Source organism: Deltaproteobacteria bacterium (genome assembly GCA_005879795.1).
Classification (GTDB): Bacteria; Desulfobacterota; Binatia; order DP-6; family DP-6; genus DP-6.
Window position 1 is genome coordinate 1 of the sequence record VBKJ01000218.1, and the last position, 18,515, is coordinate 18,515.

17 protein-coding genes and 1 pseudogene are annotated in these 18,515 nt (G+C 73.8%); 8 read left to right on the forward strand and 10 right to left on the reverse strand.

Annotation, left to right across the window (positions count from 1 at the left end; all coding sequences use genetic code 11):
- The 8 genes and pseudogenes from E6J59_18835 to E6J59_18870 form a co-directional block, all read right to left on the reverse strand.
- The coding region (locus E6J59_18835; protein TMB16529.1) for a hypothetical protein at positions 1-341 on the reverse strand (341 nt) is incomplete at its 3' end.
- A gap of 63 nt (positions 342-404) precedes the next feature.
- Positions 405-1,418: pseudogene (locus E6J59_18840) on the reverse strand (hypothetical protein).
- Positions 1,361-2,701, reverse strand: a complete 1,341-nt coding sequence (locus E6J59_18845) for a methylenetetrahydrofolate--tRNA-(uracil(54)-C(5))-methyltransferase (FADH(2)-oxidizing) TrmFO (protein ID TMB16514.1) — start codon at positions 2,699-2,701, stop codon at positions 1,361-1,363. Before E6J59_18845 ends, E6J59_18840 begins: the two are co-directional and overlap by 58 nt.
- Positions 2,698-5,091, reverse strand: a complete 2,394-nt coding sequence (topA, locus tag E6J59_18850; protein ID TMB16515.1) for a type I DNA topoisomerase — start codon at positions 5,089-5,091, stop codon at positions 2,698-2,700. Before topA ends, E6J59_18845 begins: the two co-directional genes overlap by 4 nt.
- Before the next feature lie 5 nt (positions 5,092-5,096).
- Entirely contained in the window at positions 5,097-6,215 is a 1,119-nt protein-coding gene (gene dprA / locus E6J59_18855) for a DNA-protecting protein DprA (GenBank protein ID TMB16516.1), read from the reverse strand.
- A gap of 98 nt (positions 6,216-6,313) precedes the next feature.
- Positions 6,314-7,585, reverse strand: coding sequence for a hypothetical protein (locus E6J59_18860; GenBank protein ID TMB16517.1), 1,272 nt, complete (start codon positions 7,583-7,585; stop codon positions 6,314-6,316).
- Between the two features lie 155 nt (positions 7,586-7,740).
- Positions 7,741-8,643 (reverse strand): hypothetical protein, encoded by a 903-nt coding sequence (locus E6J59_18865; GenBank protein TMB16518.1) that lies wholly within the window; start codon positions 8,641-8,643, stop codon positions 7,741-7,743.
- Between the two features lie 105 nt (positions 8,644-8,748).
- Entirely contained in the window at positions 8,749-9,345 is a 597-nt protein-coding gene (locus tag E6J59_18870; protein TMB16519.1) for a hypothetical protein, read from the reverse strand.
- An 87-nt stretch (positions 9,346-9,432) separates the two neighbouring features.
- On the opposite strand from E6J59_18870, the gene E6J59_18875 reads away from it, so the two are divergent.
- From E6J59_18875 to E6J59_18885, 3 genes are read left to right on the forward strand one after another with little or no spacing between them, the layout of a single operon-like run.
- Positions 9,433-9,858, forward strand: a complete 426-nt coding sequence (locus E6J59_18875; GenBank protein ID TMB16520.1) for a hypothetical protein — start codon at positions 9,433-9,435, stop codon at positions 9,856-9,858.
- Positions 9,842-11,422, forward strand: coding sequence for an FAD-binding protein (locus tag E6J59_18880; GenBank protein TMB16521.1), 1,581 nt, complete (start codon positions 9,842-9,844; stop codon positions 11,420-11,422). The genes E6J59_18875 and E6J59_18880 overlap by 17 nt, the downstream gene beginning before the upstream one ends.
- Positions 11,423-11,427: 5 nt before the next feature.
- A complete protein-coding gene (locus tag E6J59_18885; GenBank protein TMB16522.1) occupies positions 11,428-12,270 on the forward strand; it encodes a 2-oxo acid dehydrogenase subunit E2 in 843 nt (280 codons plus the stop codon).
- An 18-nt stretch (positions 12,271-12,288) separates the two neighbouring features.
- Here E6J59_18885 and E6J59_18890 read toward each other — a convergent pair whose 3' ends face one another.
- The gene (locus tag E6J59_18890) at positions 12,289-13,263 is read right to left on the reverse strand and encodes a hypothetical protein (GenBank protein ID TMB16523.1); all 975 of its coding nucleotides are present in this window, start codon (positions 13,261-13,263) and stop codon (positions 12,289-12,291) included.
- Positions 13,264-13,346: 83 nt separating this feature from the next.
- On the opposite strand from E6J59_18890, the gene E6J59_18895 reads away from it, so the two are divergent.
- From E6J59_18895 to E6J59_18905, 3 genes are read left to right on the forward strand one after another with little or no spacing between them, the layout of a single operon-like run.
- Positions 13,347-14,216: a 5'-3' exonuclease gene (locus E6J59_18895; protein ID TMB16524.1), complete on the forward strand. Its 870-nt coding sequence runs from the start codon at positions 13,347-13,349 to the stop codon at positions 14,214-14,216.
- Between the two features lie 57 nt (positions 14,217-14,273).
- Positions 14,274-14,801 carry a hypothetical protein gene (locus E6J59_18900; protein ID TMB16525.1) on the forward strand — a complete coding sequence of 176 codons (528 nt, stop codon included), beginning with the start codon at positions 14,274-14,276 and terminating at the stop codon, positions 14,799-14,801.
- Positions 14,802-14,830: 29 nt separating this feature from the next.
- Positions 14,831-15,844 (forward strand): DUF2332 domain-containing protein, encoded by a 1,014-nt coding sequence (locus tag E6J59_18905; protein TMB16530.1) that lies wholly within the window; start codon positions 14,831-14,833, stop codon positions 15,842-15,844.
- 5 nt (positions 15,845-15,849) lie between these two features.
- Here the strand turns inward: E6J59_18905 and E6J59_18910 are convergent, their stop codons facing one another.
- Positions 15,850-16,452, reverse strand: a complete 603-nt coding sequence (locus E6J59_18910) for an MBL fold metallo-hydrolase (protein TMB16526.1) — start codon at positions 16,450-16,452, stop codon at positions 15,850-15,852.
- 42 nt (positions 16,453-16,494) lie between these two features.
- Here E6J59_18910 and E6J59_18915 point away from each other — a divergent pair, with 42 nt between their 5' ends.
- Complete coding sequence (locus tag E6J59_18915; protein TMB16527.1) at positions 16,495-17,691, forward strand: MFS transporter; 1,197 nt, start codon at positions 16,495-16,497, stop codon at positions 17,689-17,691.
- Between the two features lie 18 nt (positions 17,692-17,709).
- Entirely contained in the window at positions 17,710-18,255 is a 546-nt protein-coding gene (locus tag E6J59_18920; GenBank protein ID TMB16528.1) for a DUF4337 domain-containing protein, read from the forward strand.
- Positions 18,256-18,515 lie beyond the last annotated feature (260 nt).

Below are 18,515 nucleotides of genomic sequence, written 5' to 3' on the forward strand. Positions count from 1 at the left end.
CGGAAGCCGAGCCGGCGCGCGAGTGCCAGGAGCGCGTCCGGGTCGCTCGGCACGCGCTGGGTGCGCCGCTCCTGGACGATCTGCAGCTTGTGCTCGACGTCGCGCAGGAAGCGGTAGGCGGCGGCGAGCGCGGCGGCGAGAGCAGGCTCGACGTAGCCCGCGGCGGCGAGCGCACCGAGCGCGCCGAGCGTGCTGCGCACGCGCAGCCGCGGGTCCTTGCCGCCGTGCACGAGCTGCTGCGCCTGCACGAAGAACTCGACCTCGCGGATGCCGCCGCGCCCGAGCTTCACGTCGCGCGCCGCCTCGGGCCCGCCGAGCGTGGCGTCGACCCGTCGCTTCATGGCCTTCAGGTCCTCGATCGTGCCGAAGTCGAGGTAGCGGCGGTGGACGAAGGGCACGAGCTCGGCGAGGACGCGCTCGCCGAGGGCGCGGTCTCCCCCGACCGGCCTGGCCTTCAGCCAGGCGGCGCGCTCCCACGTCTGTCCCCAGGCCTCGTAGTAGGAGAGCGCCGCCGGGAGCGAGACGGCGACCGGCCCCTCCGCGCCCCCCGGGCGGAGCCGGAGATCGACGCGGAAGACGAGGCCGTCGCCGGTCACCTCGCCGAGCGCGCGCGTCACCTCCTCGGCGAGGCGCGAGAAGAACTGCCCGAGCGTGCGGCCGCCCGCCTGCTCGCCGTCGCGTTCGTAGACGTAGACCAGGTCGACGTCGGAGCTGTAGTTGAGCTCCTCGCCGCCGAGCTTGCCCATGCCGAGGACGACGAAGGCGGCGGGACGGCCCTCGCCCGGCACGAGCGCCTCGCCCCACTCGGCGGCGAGGCGGGCGCGCACGCTCGCCACGGCGGCCTCGATCACGCCCTCGGCGAGCGCGGTGAGCTCGCGCACCGTGTCCTCCACGCCGGCGAGGCCGAGGAGGTCGCGGCCGCCGATGCGCACCAGCTCGCGCCGGCGGTGGCGGCGGAGGACGGCCTGGAGCGCGGCGCGGGAGAGCAGTCCCGACGCGCCGGCCCCGGCCAGCGCCGCACGGTGCCCGTCCGGTCCCAGCGCGGGCACCTCGAAGACGCGCTCGAGGAGCGCCGGCCACGCGGCGCCCTCGGCGACCAGCGCGCCCGCGAGCGCCGGGCTGCCGCCGAGCAGGCGCAGCAGCGCCGCCGTGCGCCCGGGCGCCGGCGGCGCCTCCGCCGCCACGAGCCGCGCCAGCTGATCGAGCGCCACCGCGGGATCCGCGGCGGCGGCGAGGCCCTCCGCCACCTCGCCGGCGGGCGCGCGCGCGAGCCAGCCCGCGACCGCGCCCGCCGCCTCGGCCACCCGCGCGGTGTCCCGCGCCCCGCTCGCGGCGATCGCCCGTGCGAGCTCGTCGGGGGTCACGCCACCGACTGGCAGCCCGCCGGCTCGTCCCCCAGGTGCGCGCTCTCCCGCCAGCGCATGAGCTCGGCGAGCGCGCGCTCTGCCATCGCGAGCTTCTTGTCGCGCCCGCGCAGCGCTCGCGCGAGCGGCGGGAAGAGGCCGTAGTTCGCGTTCATGGGCTGGAACGACTTCTTGCCGCGCTGGGTGACGTAGGCGAGGAGCGAGCCGAGCGCGGTCGTACGCGGCGGGACGAGCGGCGCCTGGCCGTCGAGGAGCCGCCCCGCGTTCAGGCCCGCCAGCAGGCCCGTCGCCGCCGACTCGACGTAGCCCTCGACGCCCACCAGCTGCCCCGCCAGCAGGAGGCGCCGCCGCCCGATCACCTGGAGCGAGGGGAGGAGGAGCGCCGGCGCGTCGATGAAGGTGTTGCGGTGGAGGCTTCCGAGGCGCACGAACTCCGCCTGCGCGAGCCCGGGGATCATGCGGAAGACGCGCCGCTGCTCGGGATAGGTCATCTTGGTCTGGAAGCCGACCATGTTGAAGAGCCGTCCCTCGGCGTCGTCCTGGCGGAGCTGGACGCAGGCGTGGGGGCGCCCGCCGCTGCGCGGGTCGACCAGGCCGACGGGACGCATCGGGCCGAAGGCGAGCGTGTCGCGCCCGCGGCGCGCCATCTCCTCGATCGGCATGCAGCCCTCGAAGTAGATGCAGCGCTCGAAGTCGCGCGTCGGGACCTTCTCGGCGCTCACCACCGCCTCGACGAAGGCGTGGTACTGACCCCGGTCGAGCGGGCAGTTGATGTAGTCCTCGCCGCCCTTGTCGTAGCGCGAGGCCTTCCACGCGACGCCCATGTCGATCGACTCGGCGGTCACGATGGGCGCGACGGCGTCGTAGAAGTAGAGGTGGCGCGTGCCGAGGACGCGCTGCAGGGCCTCGGAGAGCGCCGGCGAGGTGAGCGGGCCCGTGGCGACGATGGTGAGCTCGGCGGGGATCTCGGCCACTTCTTCCCGGATGACCCGTACTGCCGGCAGCGCCTCGACCGCCTGCGTGATGCCGGTCGCGAAGTGCAGCCGGTCGACGGCGAGGCAGGCGCCCGCGGGCACGCGGGTCGCGTCCGCGACGCGCATGACGAGCGAGCCGAGGCGCCGCATCTCCTCCTTGAGCAGCCCCACCGCCGTCTCGAGGGTCGCGTTGCGAAAGGAGTTCGAGCACACGAGCTCGGCCAGGCGGTCCGTCAGGTGCGCCTCGGTGCCGCGCTGCGGGCGCATCTCGTAGAGGTCGACGCCGATGCCGCGCCGGGCGAGCTGCCAGGCGGCCTCGCAGCCGGCGAGGCCGCCCCCGACGATGGTGACCCGTCCGCTCACGACGAGGTCGCCCGGCGCGGCGCTCGCGCCGCCGGCGCCCGGCGTCGGCCGCTCACCTGCGCCGCCGCGCGGCGCCCGGGCAGGGGCGCGTAGTCGCCGCCGTCGCCGACATCGACCTGCTCCTGCCAGCCGCACCCGTCCTTCACGCAGCGGCGCACGGTGCCGTAGCGCTTGGTCACCTTCTCGGTCACGAACCCCGTCCCGCAGCGCGGGCAGGCCTCGGGCACCGGCCGGTCCCAGGCCACGAACTGGCACGCGGGATAGCGGCTGCAGCTGTAGAAGAGCTTCCCGCGCCGCGAGCGCCGCTCCATCAACTCGCCCTCGCCGCAGCCGAGGACGCACCGGACGCCCGTGGGCACGGGCTTGTGGAGCGGCTGCATGTTCTTGCACTCGGGATAGCCCGAGCAGCCGAGGAACTTGCCGTAGCGGCCGAAGCGCACCTGCATGGGCCGGCCGCACTGCTCGCACACCTCGTTCGTGGTCTCTGGCTCGACCGGTCGGATGGTCCCGTCGTCGGCGCGCCGGAAGTTCATCGTGTTCTTGCACTCGGGGTAGCCGCGGCAGGCGAGGAACTCGCCCCGCCGGCCCCACTTGATGACCATCGGCTGCCCGCACTTCTCGCACACGAGGTCGGTCGGGCGCTCCTCGCGCTTCACGTCGCGCATCTGGACCTCGGCCTGCTCGAGGTCCTTGGCGAACGGCTCCCAGAAGCGGCGGAGCGCGTCGACGTAGTGCTGCTGGCCCTCCTCGATGCGGTCGAGCTGGTCCTCCATGCCGGCCGTGAACTCGACGTTGAGCACGTCGGGAAACGACTCGACGAGGAGGTCGGTCACCAGGAAGCCCAGGTCGGTCGGCCTGAGCCGCCGCTGGTCGTCCTCGGTCACGTACTCCTTGTTCAGGATGGTGCCCATGATGCTGGCATAGGTGGACGGGCGCCCGATGCCCTTCTCCTCCAGCTCCTTGATGAGGGTCGCCTGCGTGAAGCGGGGCGGCGGCTGCGTGAAGTGCTGTTCGGGGACGAGCTCGAGGAGCCGGAGCCGGTCGCCCTCGGCGAGCGGCGGGAGCTGGCCCTCGCCCTCCTCCTCGGGATCGCGCTGCTCGTCGTCGCGGCCCTCGGTGTAGACGCGGATGAAGCCGTCGAACTTGAGCACCTGGCCGGTGGCCCGGAAGCGGCAGGTGCCCGCCTCGACGTCCACCGCGGTGGCGTCGTAGACCGCCGACTCCATCTGGCTCGCCACGAAGCGGTTCCAGATGAGCGTGTAGAGCGCGAGGCCGTCCTTGTCGAGGTAGGCGGCGACGCGCTCGGGCTCGTACTCCATCGAGGTCGGCCGGATCGCCTCGTGCGCGTCCTGCGCGTCCTTCTTCGAGCGGTACACCTGCGGCGAGTCGGGCAGGTAGGGCGCCCCGTAGCGGCCCTGGATGTAGTCGCGCGCGGCGGCGAGCGCCTCGCCCGCGATGCGCGTCGAATCCGTGCGCATGTAGGTGATGAGGCCGACCGAACCCTCCGGGCCGAGCTCGACGCCCTCGTAGAGGCGCTGCGCGACCCGCATGGTGCGCGAGGGCTGGAAGCCGAGCTTGCGCGAGGCCTCCTGCTGGAGGCGCGAGGTGATGAAGGGCGGCGTCGGGTGGCGGCGGCGCTCCTTCCGCTCGACCTTGGTGACCGTCCAGGTCGCACCGTCGAGACCGCGCAGCGCCTCCTCGACCCGCGCCCGGTTCTCGAGGCGGAAGCTCTTGTGGTCGAGCTTCTGGCCCGCCACCTCGGCCAGCCGCGCCGCGAAGGGCGGCGGCTCGGCCGCCCCGAGCCGCGCCTCGACCGTCCAGTACTCCTCGGGCGTGAAGGCGCGGATCTCGCGCTCCCGCTCGCAGATGATGCGGACCGCGACCGACTGCACGCGCCCCGCCGAGAGCCCGCGGCGCACCTTGTCCCAGAGGAGGGGCGAGAGCTTGTAGCCGACCAGCCGGTCGAGGATGCGGCGCGCCTGCTGCGCGTCGAAGCGGTTCTTGTCGAGCTTGCCGGGGTTCCTGAGCGCTTCGAGGACCGCCTTCTTCGTGATCTCGTTGAACAGCACGCGGTGGACGTTCCTCCGGCGCCTGCCGAGCTTCTGCGCGATGTGCCAGGCGATGGCCTCGCCCTCGCGGTCGGGGTCGGGGGCGAGGTAGACGTTCTCCTTGTCCTGGGCGGCCTTCTTGATCTCCTCGAGCACCTTCGCCTTGCCCTGGATGACGTGGTACTCGGGCGCGAAGTCGCGCTCGATGTCGACCCCGAACTTCGACTTGGGCAGGTCCATCACGTGGCCGATGGACGCCTTCACCTGGTAGTTGCGCCCGAGGTACTTGCCGAGCGTCCTGGCCTTGGCCGGCGACTCGACGATGACGAGGTTCCTGGCCATGGGTTTCAGGCGGCGCGCCGGCAGAAGCGCTTGCCGGGGAGCTGGCGCACCAGGCCGCGCAGCTCGAGCGCGAGCAGCGTCTCGAGCGCCGCGCCCGGCGGCACCGCGGCCTCACGGATCACGTCGTCGACGTGCCGTCCCTCGGGGCCGATCGCGGCCAGGACCTGCCGCTCCGGCGTGCTGAGCGCGGCCTCCGCCGCGGCGGCGCGCCGCGCGGCGAACCGCAGCAGCAGCCCGGGCCAGAGCTCCTCCAGCACGTTCTCGGCGCCCACGACGAGCCTGGCCCCCTGCTGGATCAGCCGATTCGGGCCGAGGTGCGCGGCCACGCCGGCCGGCCCCGGCACGGCGAACACCTGCCGGTCCTGCTCGAGGGCGTAGCCGGCGGTGATGAGCGAGCCGCTCTGCTCGGCGGCCTCGACCACGACGGTGCCGCGCGTGAGCCCGCTGATGATCCGGTTGCGGCGCGGGAAGTGGAACTGGAGCGGCGGCGCGCCGCAGGGGAACTCGCTCACCAGGGCGCCCCGCGCCGCGATGGCGGCTGCCAGCCCGCGATGCCAGCTCGGATAGACGCGGTCGATGCCGGTGCCGAAGACGGCGACCGTCCGGCCGCCGGCCGCGAGCGCGGCCCGGTGGGCTGCGCCGTCGATGCCGGTCGCGAGGCCGCTCACCACCGTGACGCCGGCCTGGGCGAGCCCGCGGGCCAGCTCCTCGGCCATGCGCAGGCCGTACTCGCTCGCGTGCCGCGTGCCGACGACCGCCACCGCGGGCTCGTCGGGCTCGCCGAGGCTGCCGCGCACCGCGAGCACGAGCGGCGGATCCGCGATCTGCCTCAAGGCCGGCGGATACGCGCCGTCGCTCCAGGCGACCAGCGTGGCGCCGGCAGCAGCGAGCTTGCGCGCCTCGGCGCGCGCGCGCCCCGGGGCCTGGCCGATCGCCGTGACGACGGGGGGCGGCGCGTCGGCCGCGGCGAGCGCGCCGGCCGGCGCCTCGAGCACGGCGCGCGGCGTCCCGAAGCGCTCGACGAGCGCGAAGGCGCGGCGCGGCGGCAGCTCGGGCACCAGCGCGAGCGCGAGCCAGGCCAGCGCCGTGTCGTCGAGGGGCACCGCGTGCGTCCGGGCAGCCATGCGAGGAGGAAGCGGCTACTATACCTGCCGTGCCGTTGCAAATCAGCTCGCACTTTTGCACGATTGCTTCCCTTCGACGAGAAGGGTCCGCTCCGCGTCTACCTGACGTCGCTCCGTCGCGAGCCGCGGGTGGTCGTCCCCTGATCGCCGCGTTTCTTCCCCCGCCTGAGCACGTAGAGGTCGAGCACGCCGACCCCCACGTTCCCGTCGACGGGATGGCGGAGCGAGCTGATCAGCAGCGCCGCGCGACCGCGTCCGTCCGGATCGGGGGCGCGGCGGATGTGCCACCCGAACCAGCAGTCCGCCTCGTCGCCGAAGAGCTCGTAGAGGACCTTTCCACTCCGCCCGGAGCGGAGCTCCACGCGCCCCACCTTGTCGGCGGCCCCGCGTCGATACCAGGGCGCACCGATGGCGAGGTCCTCGACGCGGTCTCCGTCCAGATCGCCGGCGGTAACGACCATCCGTCCGTACAGCTCGCCCGGCTGGGTCCCGGACCAGTGCCGTAGCTCCTTCCCGGTGGCGCCGGAATAGATGTGTAGCTCTCCGGGGATCGTTCGCTTCTGATCCTCGGTTCCTGGCGCCGCCACGACGATCTCGCCTTTGCGGTCGCCGTCGAGATCACTGACCGCCGCCACGACCCCGCCGAAGCCGCCCCGCCGATCTGTTCCCTTCCAGTGGTACAGCTCCTTGCCGCTTGCCGACGAGAGGACCCAGGCGCCGCCGACCTTCGCACCGCTGGCGTCCGCTGCGAACGGTGCCCCGACGGCGAGATCGGGGCGCCCGTCGCCGTCGAGGTCGTCGAGCCGGGCGACGTACCATCCGAAGGACCCCGCCTCTTCTCGAGGCGAGTAGGTCCGCAGCACCGAGCCGTCCTTGCCGCTCAGGAGATAGACCCGACCGCTGTCCCCCGAGGGCGCACCGACGAAGAGGTCGGTGTGCCCGTCGCCATCCTGGTCTCCGGCCAGCGTCAGGTCCCATCCGAGGTTCTCGCTCTCGGTCTCCTCGCGCCTCCAGAGCTCCTCTCCGGTCTTGGGAGAACGCGCCACCACAAGGCCGCGCATGCGCCCGTGCACGGGTGCATGGGGCGCCGCGATGATCAGGTCCGCGAGCCCATCGCCGGAGATATCCGGCACCGGCATGACCCAGTGGCCGAAGAGCGCGTCCGGCCACTCGCCGTCCCACTCGCGGATCAGCGCACCGCTCGCTCCCGACCACACCGCGGCGCTCCCGTTCTGGAGCGTCTTCTGCTGGAGCTTGAAGCGCGCCCCGGCGGCGAAGTCCGCGTGGCCATCGCCGTCGACGTCGAGCGGCTCGCCGAAGCGGAACCCGAGCTCACCCCTCGGGACGCTCCCGGCGACTCGCCGTGCCACGCACCAGCCGGCACCGGGAGTCGAGCAGGACGCCGTGGCGCTTGCGGAGCTCGGGAACGGAAGGCCACGTATCGAGACGGAGCAGAGGAGGACGGCGGCGGTGGATGTCGAGAGTCGGCGTCGCCGGCACGCGCGCGCCGGCGACGCCGAGTTCTTCACTGACAGCAGCCGACCCAGGCGTTACCGGAGATGTTGCACTGCACGCTGGACTGGACCGCCCCGAGGGCGCCCGTGGTGTTGTCGAGAGAGACCTTCTGCCCGCGGGAGGCCGTGTGCGCCGTCGCGTATTCCCAGTTCAGCCCCGAGCCGCCGGCCACGTCGTCCTCGCACTGCTGGAGGCTGGGTGTCGTCGCCGCATCCGAAGCGATCGCCCAGAAGGAAGTAACGGGCATGCCGGCGGTGTCTTTCAAGCAGGCGAGGTCACTCGCCGGCGCGCTCTGCAAATCCGCCAGCGTGCACGCATGCGAGCCGGAGAAATTCGTGTTGCAAGCGGAGTTGGCCCCCGGAAGCCCGAGCGTCAAGTTGTAGTTGAAGCGACCGGGCGTGGCGGTCAGGGAGCCCTTTACGATCATTCCGGTCGGGGGTCCGCAGGGGGCGGTCGTCGTCGTGGTGATCGAGGAACAGCTTGGGCCGCTGCCCGGCGCCGGGCACGCGTCGCAGCAGCTCCTGCAGGTCCCGGTGGTCCCCTGCTTCGCGGTGCAGTGGGCGGCGTCCTTCTTGACTTTGCACTTCGGGCCCTTCGCCGTCGTGAGACAGCAGGTCACCGTACCCGATTTGCCGCAGGTCGAGTGCGCCGCGCACTTCTTGACCGCCCCCTTGCAGCTCTTCGGCAGGCTGGGGTTGGTCCCGCTCGACAGCGTGTCGGCCACGCCGGCGACGCACTTCACGTACGCCCCGTGCTTGGTCGCGGTGGCGCAGGGACACGTTGAGCTCGCCTGCTGCCGCGCCGCAAGCACTTTGGATCCTGTGGGATCGTCCTTGGCGCAGTTGGCGAAGGCCACCGGCGCACTCGCGAGCAGCAGCGAAGCTCCGAGCGCCGCAAGTGTCAGAGACCTCATGACGAACCTCCTACAAGGCTTCATCCGCCCACGCCGCGGAGCGGGTCAAGTCACGCCAACCGGTGACGTTGTACACGCAGAGCGCGTAGCCGTTGCCGACGGCCTTCATCGCTGGTCGCGGCAGAGCACGAAGTAGTTCCCCGTCTCCTTCCCGCCCCGGTGTGCCGAGCCGATGAACACGTCGCGCGAGACGCGCCGCATGTAGTCCACCATGTCGCGGTAGACGAAGCGGGAGAAGCCGCGGTCGTTGCGCTTCACCTCGGGCCAGTCGGGCGGCCGCTCGGGCGGGACCTCGCGGTAGTCGATGGCGGCGCCGCGGGCGCGCTCCTCGTGCACCACGAAGTAGCCCGGGCCGGTGAGCCAGGCGAGCGCCTGGTGGTTGTAGCCCCAGAGCTCGTCGCTCCCGCGCGGCGCGCGACAGAAGCGCTTCTGGAAGAGCGTGAACGCCGGCAGCGAGTTCTTGCCGTGGAAGACGACCTCGCGCAGCGGCGGCGCGTCGGGCGGCACGAAGTCGGCCAGGGTCACGGGCGGCGCGCCCGCCGTCGCGGCGTAGAGCCGCGCCTGCAGGCGCGGCCCGGAGAGGGCCGTGATGGCCGCCACCCGCTCCCCGTGCGGGAGCCCGTCCAGGAAGGCCGCGATCGCGGCACGGTCGGGCGGGTCGGCACGGACCAGCGCCACCAGGTGCTCGCCGGGCGAGCGCACGCGAACCTTATAGTCGGCGCGCGTGCGCCGAGGCAACCGCGCGCGAAGGTTGCACGCCGCGGCGGCCTTTCCTAGGGTGCCGCCCGGATGCTCCCACAGACGCGCATCCTGCGCGCGGTGATCGCCGCCGTCCGGCCGCGCGGCCACGGCTTCGACCAGCCGATCGACGACGACGTGCTGCGCGACATCCGGCGCTTCCTCCCGTACCTGCCCTGGCCACTCCGCCTCGGCCTGCCGCTCGGCCTCTGGCTGGTCGAGCTGGGGCCGCCCCTCTTCGCGCAACGCTGGTGCCGCTTCACGTCGATGGCCCCGGGCGAGGCCGCCCGGTACCTGGCCGCGTTCCAGCACGCGGGCGGGCTCCGGAGCGCGCTCCTGATGGGGCTCCGCACGCTCGTCTTCCTCGCCTTCTACGAGCACCCCCAGGTCCTCGCCTCGCTCGGGATCGACTGGGCCGGCCGCGCCGACGCGCTCGTGCTCCGCCGCGCGGAGCTCCTCCATGGCCGCGCCGGCTGAGCGCCTCGCGCCGCCGGAGCACCGGATCGCGTACCCGAACGTGATCGTCGGCGCCGCGCTCGACGGCGAGCGCGAGTACGCCGCCGACGCGGTCGTCGTCGGCACCGGCGCCGGCGGCGCGACCGCGGCCGCCCGCCTGCGCGACGCGGGGCTCGACGTGCTCATGCTCGAGGAGGGGGCGCTCCACCCGACCGAGAGCTTCGTCACCGATCCCGCCACCATGATCCGGCGCCTCTACCGCGACGCGGGCACGACCATGATCCTCGGCCGGCCGCCCATCATCTTCGCCGAGGGACGGTGCGTCGGGGGCTCGACGGTCATCAACGGCGGCATGTCGTGGCGCGCCCCCGAGCGCGTGCTCGCGCGCTGGGAGCGCGACCTGGGGCTCCCGGACACGGGGCCCCGGGCGATGGAGCCCTACTTTGCCCAGGCCGAGCGCATCCTGCACGTCGAGCCGAACCACGAGGACACCTTCGGTGAGAACACGCAGCTCTTCCTCGCGGGGGCGCGGCGGCTCGGCTGGCCCGCGGCGCGCGCGCCGCGCAACATGCGCCGCTGCATGGGCCTCAACAACTGCGCGCTCGGCTGCCCGACCGGCGCGAAGCAGGCCATGCACGTGACCGAGATCCCGCGCGCCCTGGCCGCCGGGGCGCTCCTGGTGACGCACGCGCGCGTCGACCGCGTGCTCTGGAAGGGACGGCGCGCGATCGGCGTGCGCGGCCGCTTCGTCGACGACCGGGGCCGGGCGCGCGGCCGCTTCCGCGCCCACGCGCCGCTGGTCGTGCTCGCCGCCGGCGCGCGCCACACGCCCGGCATCCTCAAGCGGAGCTGGCTCCTCGCGCGGGCGATCGGGCGCGGCCTCCACACCCATCCCAACGCCAAGGTGGTCGGCCTCTTCGACCGCCCGCTCGATCCCTGGATCGGGACGCACCAGGCCTTCCACGTCCACCACTTCCTCGAGCAGGGCATCCTGATCGGCTACGCCGCGGTCCCGCCGGGCCTCCTCGCCGCGGCGCTCCCCGGCGTGGGCGAGGAGAACGCCGGGTGGATGCGGCAGTACAACCACATGCTCACCGCGGCGACGCTGGTCGAGGACGAGGGCGAGGGCCGCGTCGTCCTCGGGCCCGACCGGCAGCCGTACATGCTCTTCGACCTCTCGCCGCGCGACCTCGAGACGGTCCATCGCGGCGTGGCGCTCACCGCCGAGCTCCTCTTCGCCGCGGGCGCACGGCGGGTGCTGCTCCCGTTCGCCGACCTGCCCACGCTGGAGGGGCCGGACCAGCTCCGCCGCATCCACGAGCGCCCGCCCGTCCCGGACACGGTCGAGCTGATGACCGTCCACATCATGGGCACGGCCCGCATGGCGACCGACGCGCGGCGCGGCGCGACCGACGCGAGCGGGGCGGTGCACGGCACGGACGGCCTCGTGGTCGCCGACGCGAGCGCGCTCCCGTCCTCGATCGGCGTGAACCCGCAGGAGACGATCATCGCGCTCGCCCTGCGCAACGCCGAGCGCTGGCTCGAGGCGCGCGGCGCCGCGCGGCGGCGCGCGGCCGGAGGCTGACGGCCATGCCGCTCTTCTCCCGCCCGGACGCGACGCCGGTCCCGTCCGTGCACCCGGTCCGGCGTATCCTGCCCTTCCTCATGCCGACCCGGAACGGCGCCTTCGTCCTCTTCGAGCAGGAGGTCGGGGCGGAGCCGGCGCGGCGGGCGCTCGAGCGGCTGAACGCCGCGCGGCCGCCGGAGCGCGCGATCACCCTCTTTCACCTCGTGCTGCGCGCGATCGGCCTCGCGCTGGCGGAGTTCCCGCGCTTGAACCGCTTCGTCGCCGGCAGCCGGCTCTACCAGCGGCGCGGCGTCTGGCTCGCCTTCAGTGCCAAGCAGCGCCTCGAGCGCGACGCGCCCATCTTCACGAAGAAGGTCGCCTTCGATCCCGCCGAGCCGCTCGAGGTGATGGTCGACCGCATCCACGCCGCGGTGGGCGAGGGGCGCTCGGGGCGCGAGTCGGCGACCGACCGCGAGATCAAGACGTTCCTGCGGCTCCCGGCACCGGTGCTCCGGCTCGGCGTGCGCCTCGTGCGCCGGCTGGACGCATGGGGGTGCCTCCCGGGCAGCTTCTCGGCCGACGACCCGCTCTACGCCTCGGCCTTCGTCGCCAACCTCGGCAGCGTCGGCCTCGATGCGGCGTACCACCACCTCTTCGAGTACGGCACCATCCCGATCTTCGTCACCATCGGCCGGCTGCACCGCGCACCGGTCGTCCGCGCCGACGGGTCGGTCGGGAGTCGGGAGGTGTTCGTCCTCCGCTACACCTACGACGAGCGGGTGGAGGACGGCTTCTACGCCGCCCGCGCGCTCGAACGGCTGCGAGTGCTCCTCGAGGAGCCCGAGCAGCTCACCGCGACGCGCTGAGCCCGCGCCACCGCCCGGCTACCCTTCGGTCTCGTGCAGCGACACGGCCTTGCCGGCGTCGGGGAGACTCTCCCCGACCGCCGCCGGCGTCTCCGCCGCGCGCTCGCCCCGACGCCGCGCGCCGCGGCCCGACGTCTCGGCGCGCCTGCGTACCGCGAGCGCCCGCTTCGCGTCGCGGTACCCCGCCGCCATCAGGTTCCGGTTCTTCCGCGGGTAGGCGTTGAAGACCGCGAACGGGCCGAAGCCGCTCCACTGCTCGCCGGGCTCGACGACGGTGACCGGCACGCCGTGGAAGCGGCCCCCCTCCATGCGCGCGTAGAGGTAGCCCGCGTTGCCGATCGTCCGCCACATCACGTCGAGGAAGCGCTGGGCGAAGCCGGCGAAGGTGCGGAAGCGGCTCCGGTACGGGAGCTGGCTCGCGATCGGCGCGAGGAGGTAAATCTCCGTCGCACCCAGGTCGATCGCTCGGTCGAGCGGGATGTTCCAGGCGAAGCCCCCGTCGACGTACCAGTCGCCGCGGAACTGGATGGGCGGGAAGAGAAGCGGGATCGCGTAGCCGGCGCGCGAGATGGTGCGCAGCTCGCGCCAGTCGGCGCAGTCGCGCTTGCCGTGCATCTCGCCCCGCCCGCGCGAGAGGTTGAGCAGCACGAACTCGAGCTCGAGCCGGCTCCGGTAGAGCTTGTCGAAGTCGATGTACTGCTCGACGGCGCTGCTCAGGCGATCCATCGAGAAGAGCGACACGCCGAGGAGCGGATTGTGCCGCAGGCTGGGCGAGAAGATGCGCGGCAGCGAGCTGAAGTCCTTCCATGCGCTCTCGAGCTGGGCCACGCCGCCGGAGCCGTAGCAGCACGCGTTGACGACGCCGATCGAGCTGCCGATGATCGCGTCGGGGACGATGCCCTGCTCCTCGAGGAGCTTGAGCGCGCCCACGTGGTGGGCGCCGAGGGCCGCACCGCCACCCAGGATGAAGACCCGCTTCTGCCGTTTGGCCATGGCGGACGCCCCCCCTCATAGATCGGCGGGGGCCGCGCTTGCAATCCGGAGGCACACCGGGATACGGCGCGCGGCGCGCCCCGATGCTGATGCTGGTCGACTACTCGAGCCTCCTCTTCCGCGCCTTCCACACCATCCCCGAGAGCGTGCCCGCGCACGCCGTCCACGGGTTCCTGAACATGCTCGGGCGTCTGATCACGGACCGGCGGCCCGACCGGCTCGGCATCGCCGTCGACGAGGACTGGCGCCCGGCGTTCCGGGTCGACGCGCTGCCGTCGTACAAGGCCCACCGCGTCTCCGACGAGCCCGACCCGATCGCCCCCGACGAGGCGCTCGGGCGCGAGGTGCTGGAAGCCCTCGGCATCGCGGTCGCCGGCGCCGAGGGCTTCGAGGCCGAGGACGTGATCGCGACGCTCGCGGCGCGCGCCCGCGAGCCGGTGGAGGTCGTCTCGGGCGACCGCGACCTGTTCGCGCTCGTGCGCGATCCCGACGTGCGCGTCCTCTATCCGCTCACCGGCGTGAGCAAGCTGCTCGAGGTCGACGAGGCCGAGATCACCCGCCGCTACGGCATCCCGGGCCGCGCCTACGGCGACTTCGCGCTCCTGCGCGGCGATCCGTCGGATGGGCTCCCCGGCGCGGCCGGGATCGGCGAGAAGACGGCAGCGCGGCTCATCGCCGAGCACGGCTCGCTCGCGAGCGTGCTCGCGGCCAGGACCCTGCCGCCGGCGGTCGCGCGCCGTCTCGAGGCGGCGCAGGCCTACCTCGCCGCCGCGCGCCGCGTCGTGCCCCCGGTCGCCGACGTGCCGTTGCCGCCGCTCGACCTCTCACTCCCGAAGGCCCCTGCGCACCCGCGCCGGCTCGCGCGCCTCGCTCGCGAGCACGAGCTCGCCGGGCCGGTCGGGCGCGTGGAGAAGGCGCTCGCCGGCTTGACGGTACCGCGCCCGCCGGCGTAAGGATCCACGAGACGACCCCTCGCGGGGCCGCAGCGGGCACCGAGAAAGGAGCGCGTCATGGCCGCCGAGACGGGCCTCTCGAGCCGAGCGGTCGAGGGCAGCGAGACCGCAGCGGTCACGGCCCTCTATGCCGAAGGCATCCTCGCCGGCGTGGTCGGTGCCGCGACGATCGCCCTCTGGTTCCTCGCCCTGGACGGCGTGAAAGGGCGCCCCTTCTACACCCCGACGGTCCTCGGCACCTCCCTCTTCCGCGGCGGCGCCGGGCTGGCGACGCCCGAGATGCTGCCCGTCGACTTCGAGATGGTGCTCAGCTTCACGTGGGTGCACGTGCTCGCCTTCCTCATCATCGGGGTGGGCGCCTCGCGCCTGCTCGGGCTCGCCGAGCGCAACCCGAGCTTCGGCTTCGGCATCGTGCTCCTGTTCGTCGTCTTCGAGTTCGGCTTCCTGCTCGCCTGCATGCTCTTCGCCGAGCCGGTGCTGCGCGCGCTCACCTGGCCGGAGGTGCTGGTCGGCAACCTGCTGGCGGCCGCCGCGATGGCGGCGGTCTTCCGGCGCCGGCATCCGCAACTCGCGATCCGGCCCTGAGCGACGCGCGGCGGACGCTCGGGGGGCGGCTGCGCGAGCAGGCGGCCGGGTGCGCCCACCTCGGCTCGCCGCTCTACACGACGCTCCTCGAGCAGGCGGCCGCGGATGTCGAGGCGGGTGGGCCGGCGTGGCCCGTGCTCGAGGGACACGAGGACGACCCGCGTGGCTCGGCCCTCGCGCTCCGCTTCCTGGGCGCCGTGCACCGGCTCGTGCTCGAGGGGCGCGTGCCGGCGCTCGCGCGGCACTACCCGTCCGCCGGTGGCGAGGCGGGGCTCGAGGGCGCCTGGGCCGCGTTCCGCGACACGCTCGAGCAGCACCGCGACGTGCTGCGCGCGCTGCTCCGCTCGCCCGTGCAGACGAACGAGGTCGGGCGCTCGGCCGCGCTCCTGGGCGGCTTCCTGCTCGTCGCGCGCGAGACCGGCCTGCCGCTTCGCCTGCTCGAGCTCGGCGCCAGCGCGGGCCTGAACCTGCGCTGGGACCACTACCGCTACGAGCAGGGCAGCGCGGGCTGGGGCGAGCGCGCGTCGCCGGTGCGCCTGGTCGACGTGTTCCCGGACGGCTTGCCGCCCTGCCAGCGCCGCTGCCGCGTGGTCGAGCGCGCCGGCTGCGACACGCTGCCCATCGATCCCGGCACGCCCGAAGGGCAGCTCACGCTCCTCACCTACGTGTGGCCCGACCAGCGCGAACGGATTGCGCTGCTCCGTGGCGCGCTCGAGGTGGCGCGCCGGGTCCCGGCGGCGATCGACGCCGCCGGTGCGCCCGCGTGGCTCGCCACGCGCCTCGCAGCGCCGGCCGCCGGCGTGGCGAGCGTCGTCTTCCACTCGATCGTCATGCAGTACCTGAGCGCGGCCGACCGCCGCAGCGTCGCGAGCCTGCTCGCCCAGGCCGGCCGGCGGGCGACGGCGGCCGCGCCGCTCGCGTGGCTTCGCATGGAGCCCGGAGGCGAGCAGGCCGAGGTGCATCTCACGCTGTGGCCGGGCGGGACCGAGCGGCTCATCGCGAGCGCGGGATTCCACGGCCGGCCGGTGCGTTGGCTCGCTTAGCCGTCTCAGGCCGGAAAGGTCGCCACCAGCTCGCGGAGCCGCGCCCCCGCGGCGCTGAGGATCGGCGCGCCGTCGCCGGGGAGCAGCACCTCGACCTCGAGCGCGGCGAGCGCGACCAGGCTCGCACGCAGCAGGGGCGGGTCGTCCATCACCTTCTCGCGCAGGAGGGACAGCCGGCCCGGCGGGTTCCCGATCACGGCATCGCCCACGATCAGGATGCGCCGCCGCGGGCAGTGGAGCGCGATCTCGCCCGGCGACTTCCCGGGCACGCCGAGCACGGTGAAGGGGCCGATCCGCTCGCCGGGCGCGAGGGCGGCGTCGATGGTCGCGCCCTGGCCCCGCGCGTAGGCCGCGTCGGCAGCATGGATCGCGATCGGGGCGCCGGTCCGCTCCCGCACCAGCGCGGCCTTGCGCACGTGGTTGCGGTTGGTGACGACGATGCGCGCCACGCCGTCGCGCACCAGGCGGGCGAGCACGTCCGCCGAGGGCTCGACCGGATCGACGCACAGGTTTCCCTCGGGGTGGCCGATGAGATAGCCGTTGAAGTCGTACCCGTGGGGCTCGGAGAACCAGGACCAGGTGAAGATCCCATCCACGATCTCGCGCATGCGACGCCTCCCACCCGATCCTACGCCGGGGCGCCCCCGCGCGTGAACCCCACCCCGCGGCTCTACACCCGCACCTTCTGGATCGCGTGCGCCATCCACTTCACGGGCGGGATGAGCATGGGCATGTTCCTCCTCTTACCGCTCTTCATCCGCGCGCTCGGCGGCGACAAGCTCACCATCGGGCTCGTCCTCGGCACGGGCCTCGCGCTCAGCGTGGCGCTCCGGCCGGCGGTGGGGGCGCTGCTCGACCGTCTCGGGCGCCGCCGCGTGCTCCTGTGGGGCGGGGCCGCGAACGCCGCCTCGTTTCCGCCCTTCCTCCTGCTCGGCGGCACGGGCGCGTGGCTCTACCTGCTCGCCACGCTCCACCTGGTCGTCGCCGGCGCGCTCTTCGCCGCCTACTTCACCTATGCCGCCGACCTGGTGCCGGCCGCGCGGCGCGTCGAGGGGATCGCCATCTTCGGCGTCTTCGGCATGGCGCCGAACGGGCTCGGCCCCTGGCTCGGCGAGGCGATCATCGCCCGCCTCGGCTTCCCGGCCTTCTTCCTCACCGCGTCCGGGTTCGGGCTCGTCTCCCTCGCCCTGACGACGCTGATCGAGGAGCGCGGCCCGATGCCGATCCCCGCCCCGGCTCGCGCGTCCCCCGGAGCCACGCGCGACGTGGCCCGGCTCGCGCTCGGGGGCGGGCTCCTCTCCGTGCTGGCCGCCACGGTGCTGTTCGGTGCCGGCATCAACGCCGCCTTCTACTTCGTGGCCGACTTCACGCGGGATCTTCACATCGCGAGGGCCGCGCCCTTCTTCGCCGCCTACGCCTCGACCACCATCCTGCTCCGCGTCTTCGGGCGCCAGCTGCCCGACCGCCTGGGCGCTCATCCGATCGCGGTGCCGGCCTTCGGCGTGTTCGGGCTCGGCCTCGCGGCCCTCTGCCTCCTCCCCCGGCCGGGCGCGCTGGTGGCGGCCGGCATGGCGTGCGGCGCCGGGCACGGCTCGCTCTTCCCGGTGCTGAACGGACTCGCCGTGACCCGCACACCGCCGCGCTTCCAGGGCACGGCCGTGAGCCTCTACACCGCCGCCCTCGACGGCGGCGCGGTGCTCGGCACGCCCCTCTGCGGGGCGATCGCTCAGGCCGCCGGCTATCGCACCATGTTCGCGGCGATGGCGGCGGCGTGCCTCGCGGGCGTCCTCCTCATGATCGGCGACGCGCGGCGGGCGCCCGGCGCCTTGGTGCGCGAGGCCCGCTGAGCTAGTCTCCCCCGCGCCGTGGGCCGCGAGACGCTCGAACCGCAGGAGCTGGTGGAGGCGGAGGACCTCGAAGGTTCGCGCCGGCGCGGCCTCACGACCCGCGTCGCGGTGACGGCCGCCGTCCTCGCGGTCCTCGCCTCGCTCTCCGCGCTCCAGGCCGAGCGGACCGCGGCCGAGAGCATCCTGAGCAAGAACGAGGCGGTCCTGGCCCAGAGCCGCGCCTCCGACGAGTGGGCGTTCCGGCAGGCCAAGTCGATCAAGCTCCACCTCCAGGAGCTGGCCCCCGGGGGCGCCGCGGACGTCGAGCGGCAGAGGGCCGACATCGCCGCCAGCGAGGAGCGCGCACGGACGGCCGAGCACGAGCGCGACGAGGCGAATCGCGCTGCCACCGAGCGCTTCGAGGAGCACCACCGCTTCGCCGTCGGCACGAGCCTCCTCCAGATCGCCATCGTGCTCGAGACGATCGCGGCCGTGCTCGACCGCCGGAGTCTCTGGTGGGGCGGCATGGCCGTCGGCGCCGTCGGCGCGCTCGCGTTCGCGAACGGCTTCCTCGGGCTCGTGTGAGTGCGGCGCGCTACGAGCTCGCGAGCTGCCGGGCGGCGAAGAGCGCGCCCTCGCTGACCACCTCCTCACCCACGCGGAGGCCGGAGACGACCTGCACCAGCCCGTCGACCTCGGCGCCGACCTCGACCGCGCGCGACTCGAGACGGCCGTCCCCGCCGCGCACCAGCACGCGGAAGCGCTGCCCGTCGGAGAGCAGCGCGTGGGAGGGCACGACCGTCAGGCGGAGCCCCGGCGGCGCCTTCAACGTGACGCGCGCGAAC

What these genes read in the sequence shown, in the direction of transcription:
- topA (TMB16515.1), bottom strand. Translation starts at nt 5,091, where the DNA reads ATGGCCAGGAACCTCGTCATCGTCGAGTCGCCGGCCAAGGCCAGGACG.
- dprA (TMB16516.1), bottom strand. Translation starts at nt 6,215, where the DNA reads ATGGCTGCCCGGACGCACGCGGTGCCCCTCGACGACACGGCGCTGGCC.
- E6J59_18865 (TMB16518.1), bottom strand. Translation starts at nt 8,643, where the DNA reads ATGAGGTCTCTGACACTTGCGGCGCTCGGAGCTTCGCTGCTGCTCGCG.
- E6J59_18875 (TMB16520.1), top strand. Translation starts at nt 9,433, where the DNA reads ATGCTCCCACAGACGCGCATCCTGCGCGCGGTGATCGCCGCCGTCCGG.
- E6J59_18880 (TMB16521.1), top strand. Translation starts at nt 9,842, where the DNA reads ATGGCCGCGCCGGCTGAGCGCCTCGCGCCGCCGGAGCACCGGATCGCG.
- E6J59_18885 (TMB16522.1), top strand. Translation starts at nt 11,428, where the DNA reads ATGCCGCTCTTCTCCCGCCCGGACGCGACGCCGGTCCCGTCCGTGCAC.
- E6J59_18890 (TMB16523.1), bottom strand. Translation starts at nt 13,263, where the DNA reads ATGGCCAAACGGCAGAAGCGGGTCTTCATCCTGGGTGGCGGTGCGGCC.
- E6J59_18895 (TMB16524.1), top strand. Translation starts at nt 13,347, where the DNA reads ATGCTGATGCTGGTCGACTACTCGAGCCTCCTCTTCCGCGCCTTCCAC.
- E6J59_18900 (TMB16525.1), top strand. Translation starts at nt 14,274, where the DNA reads ATGGCCGCCGAGACGGGCCTCTCGAGCCGAGCGGTCGAGGGCAGCGAG.
- E6J59_18910 (TMB16526.1), bottom strand. Translation starts at nt 16,452, where the DNA reads ATGCGCGAGATCGTGGATGGGATCTTCACCTGGTCCTGGTTCTCCGAG.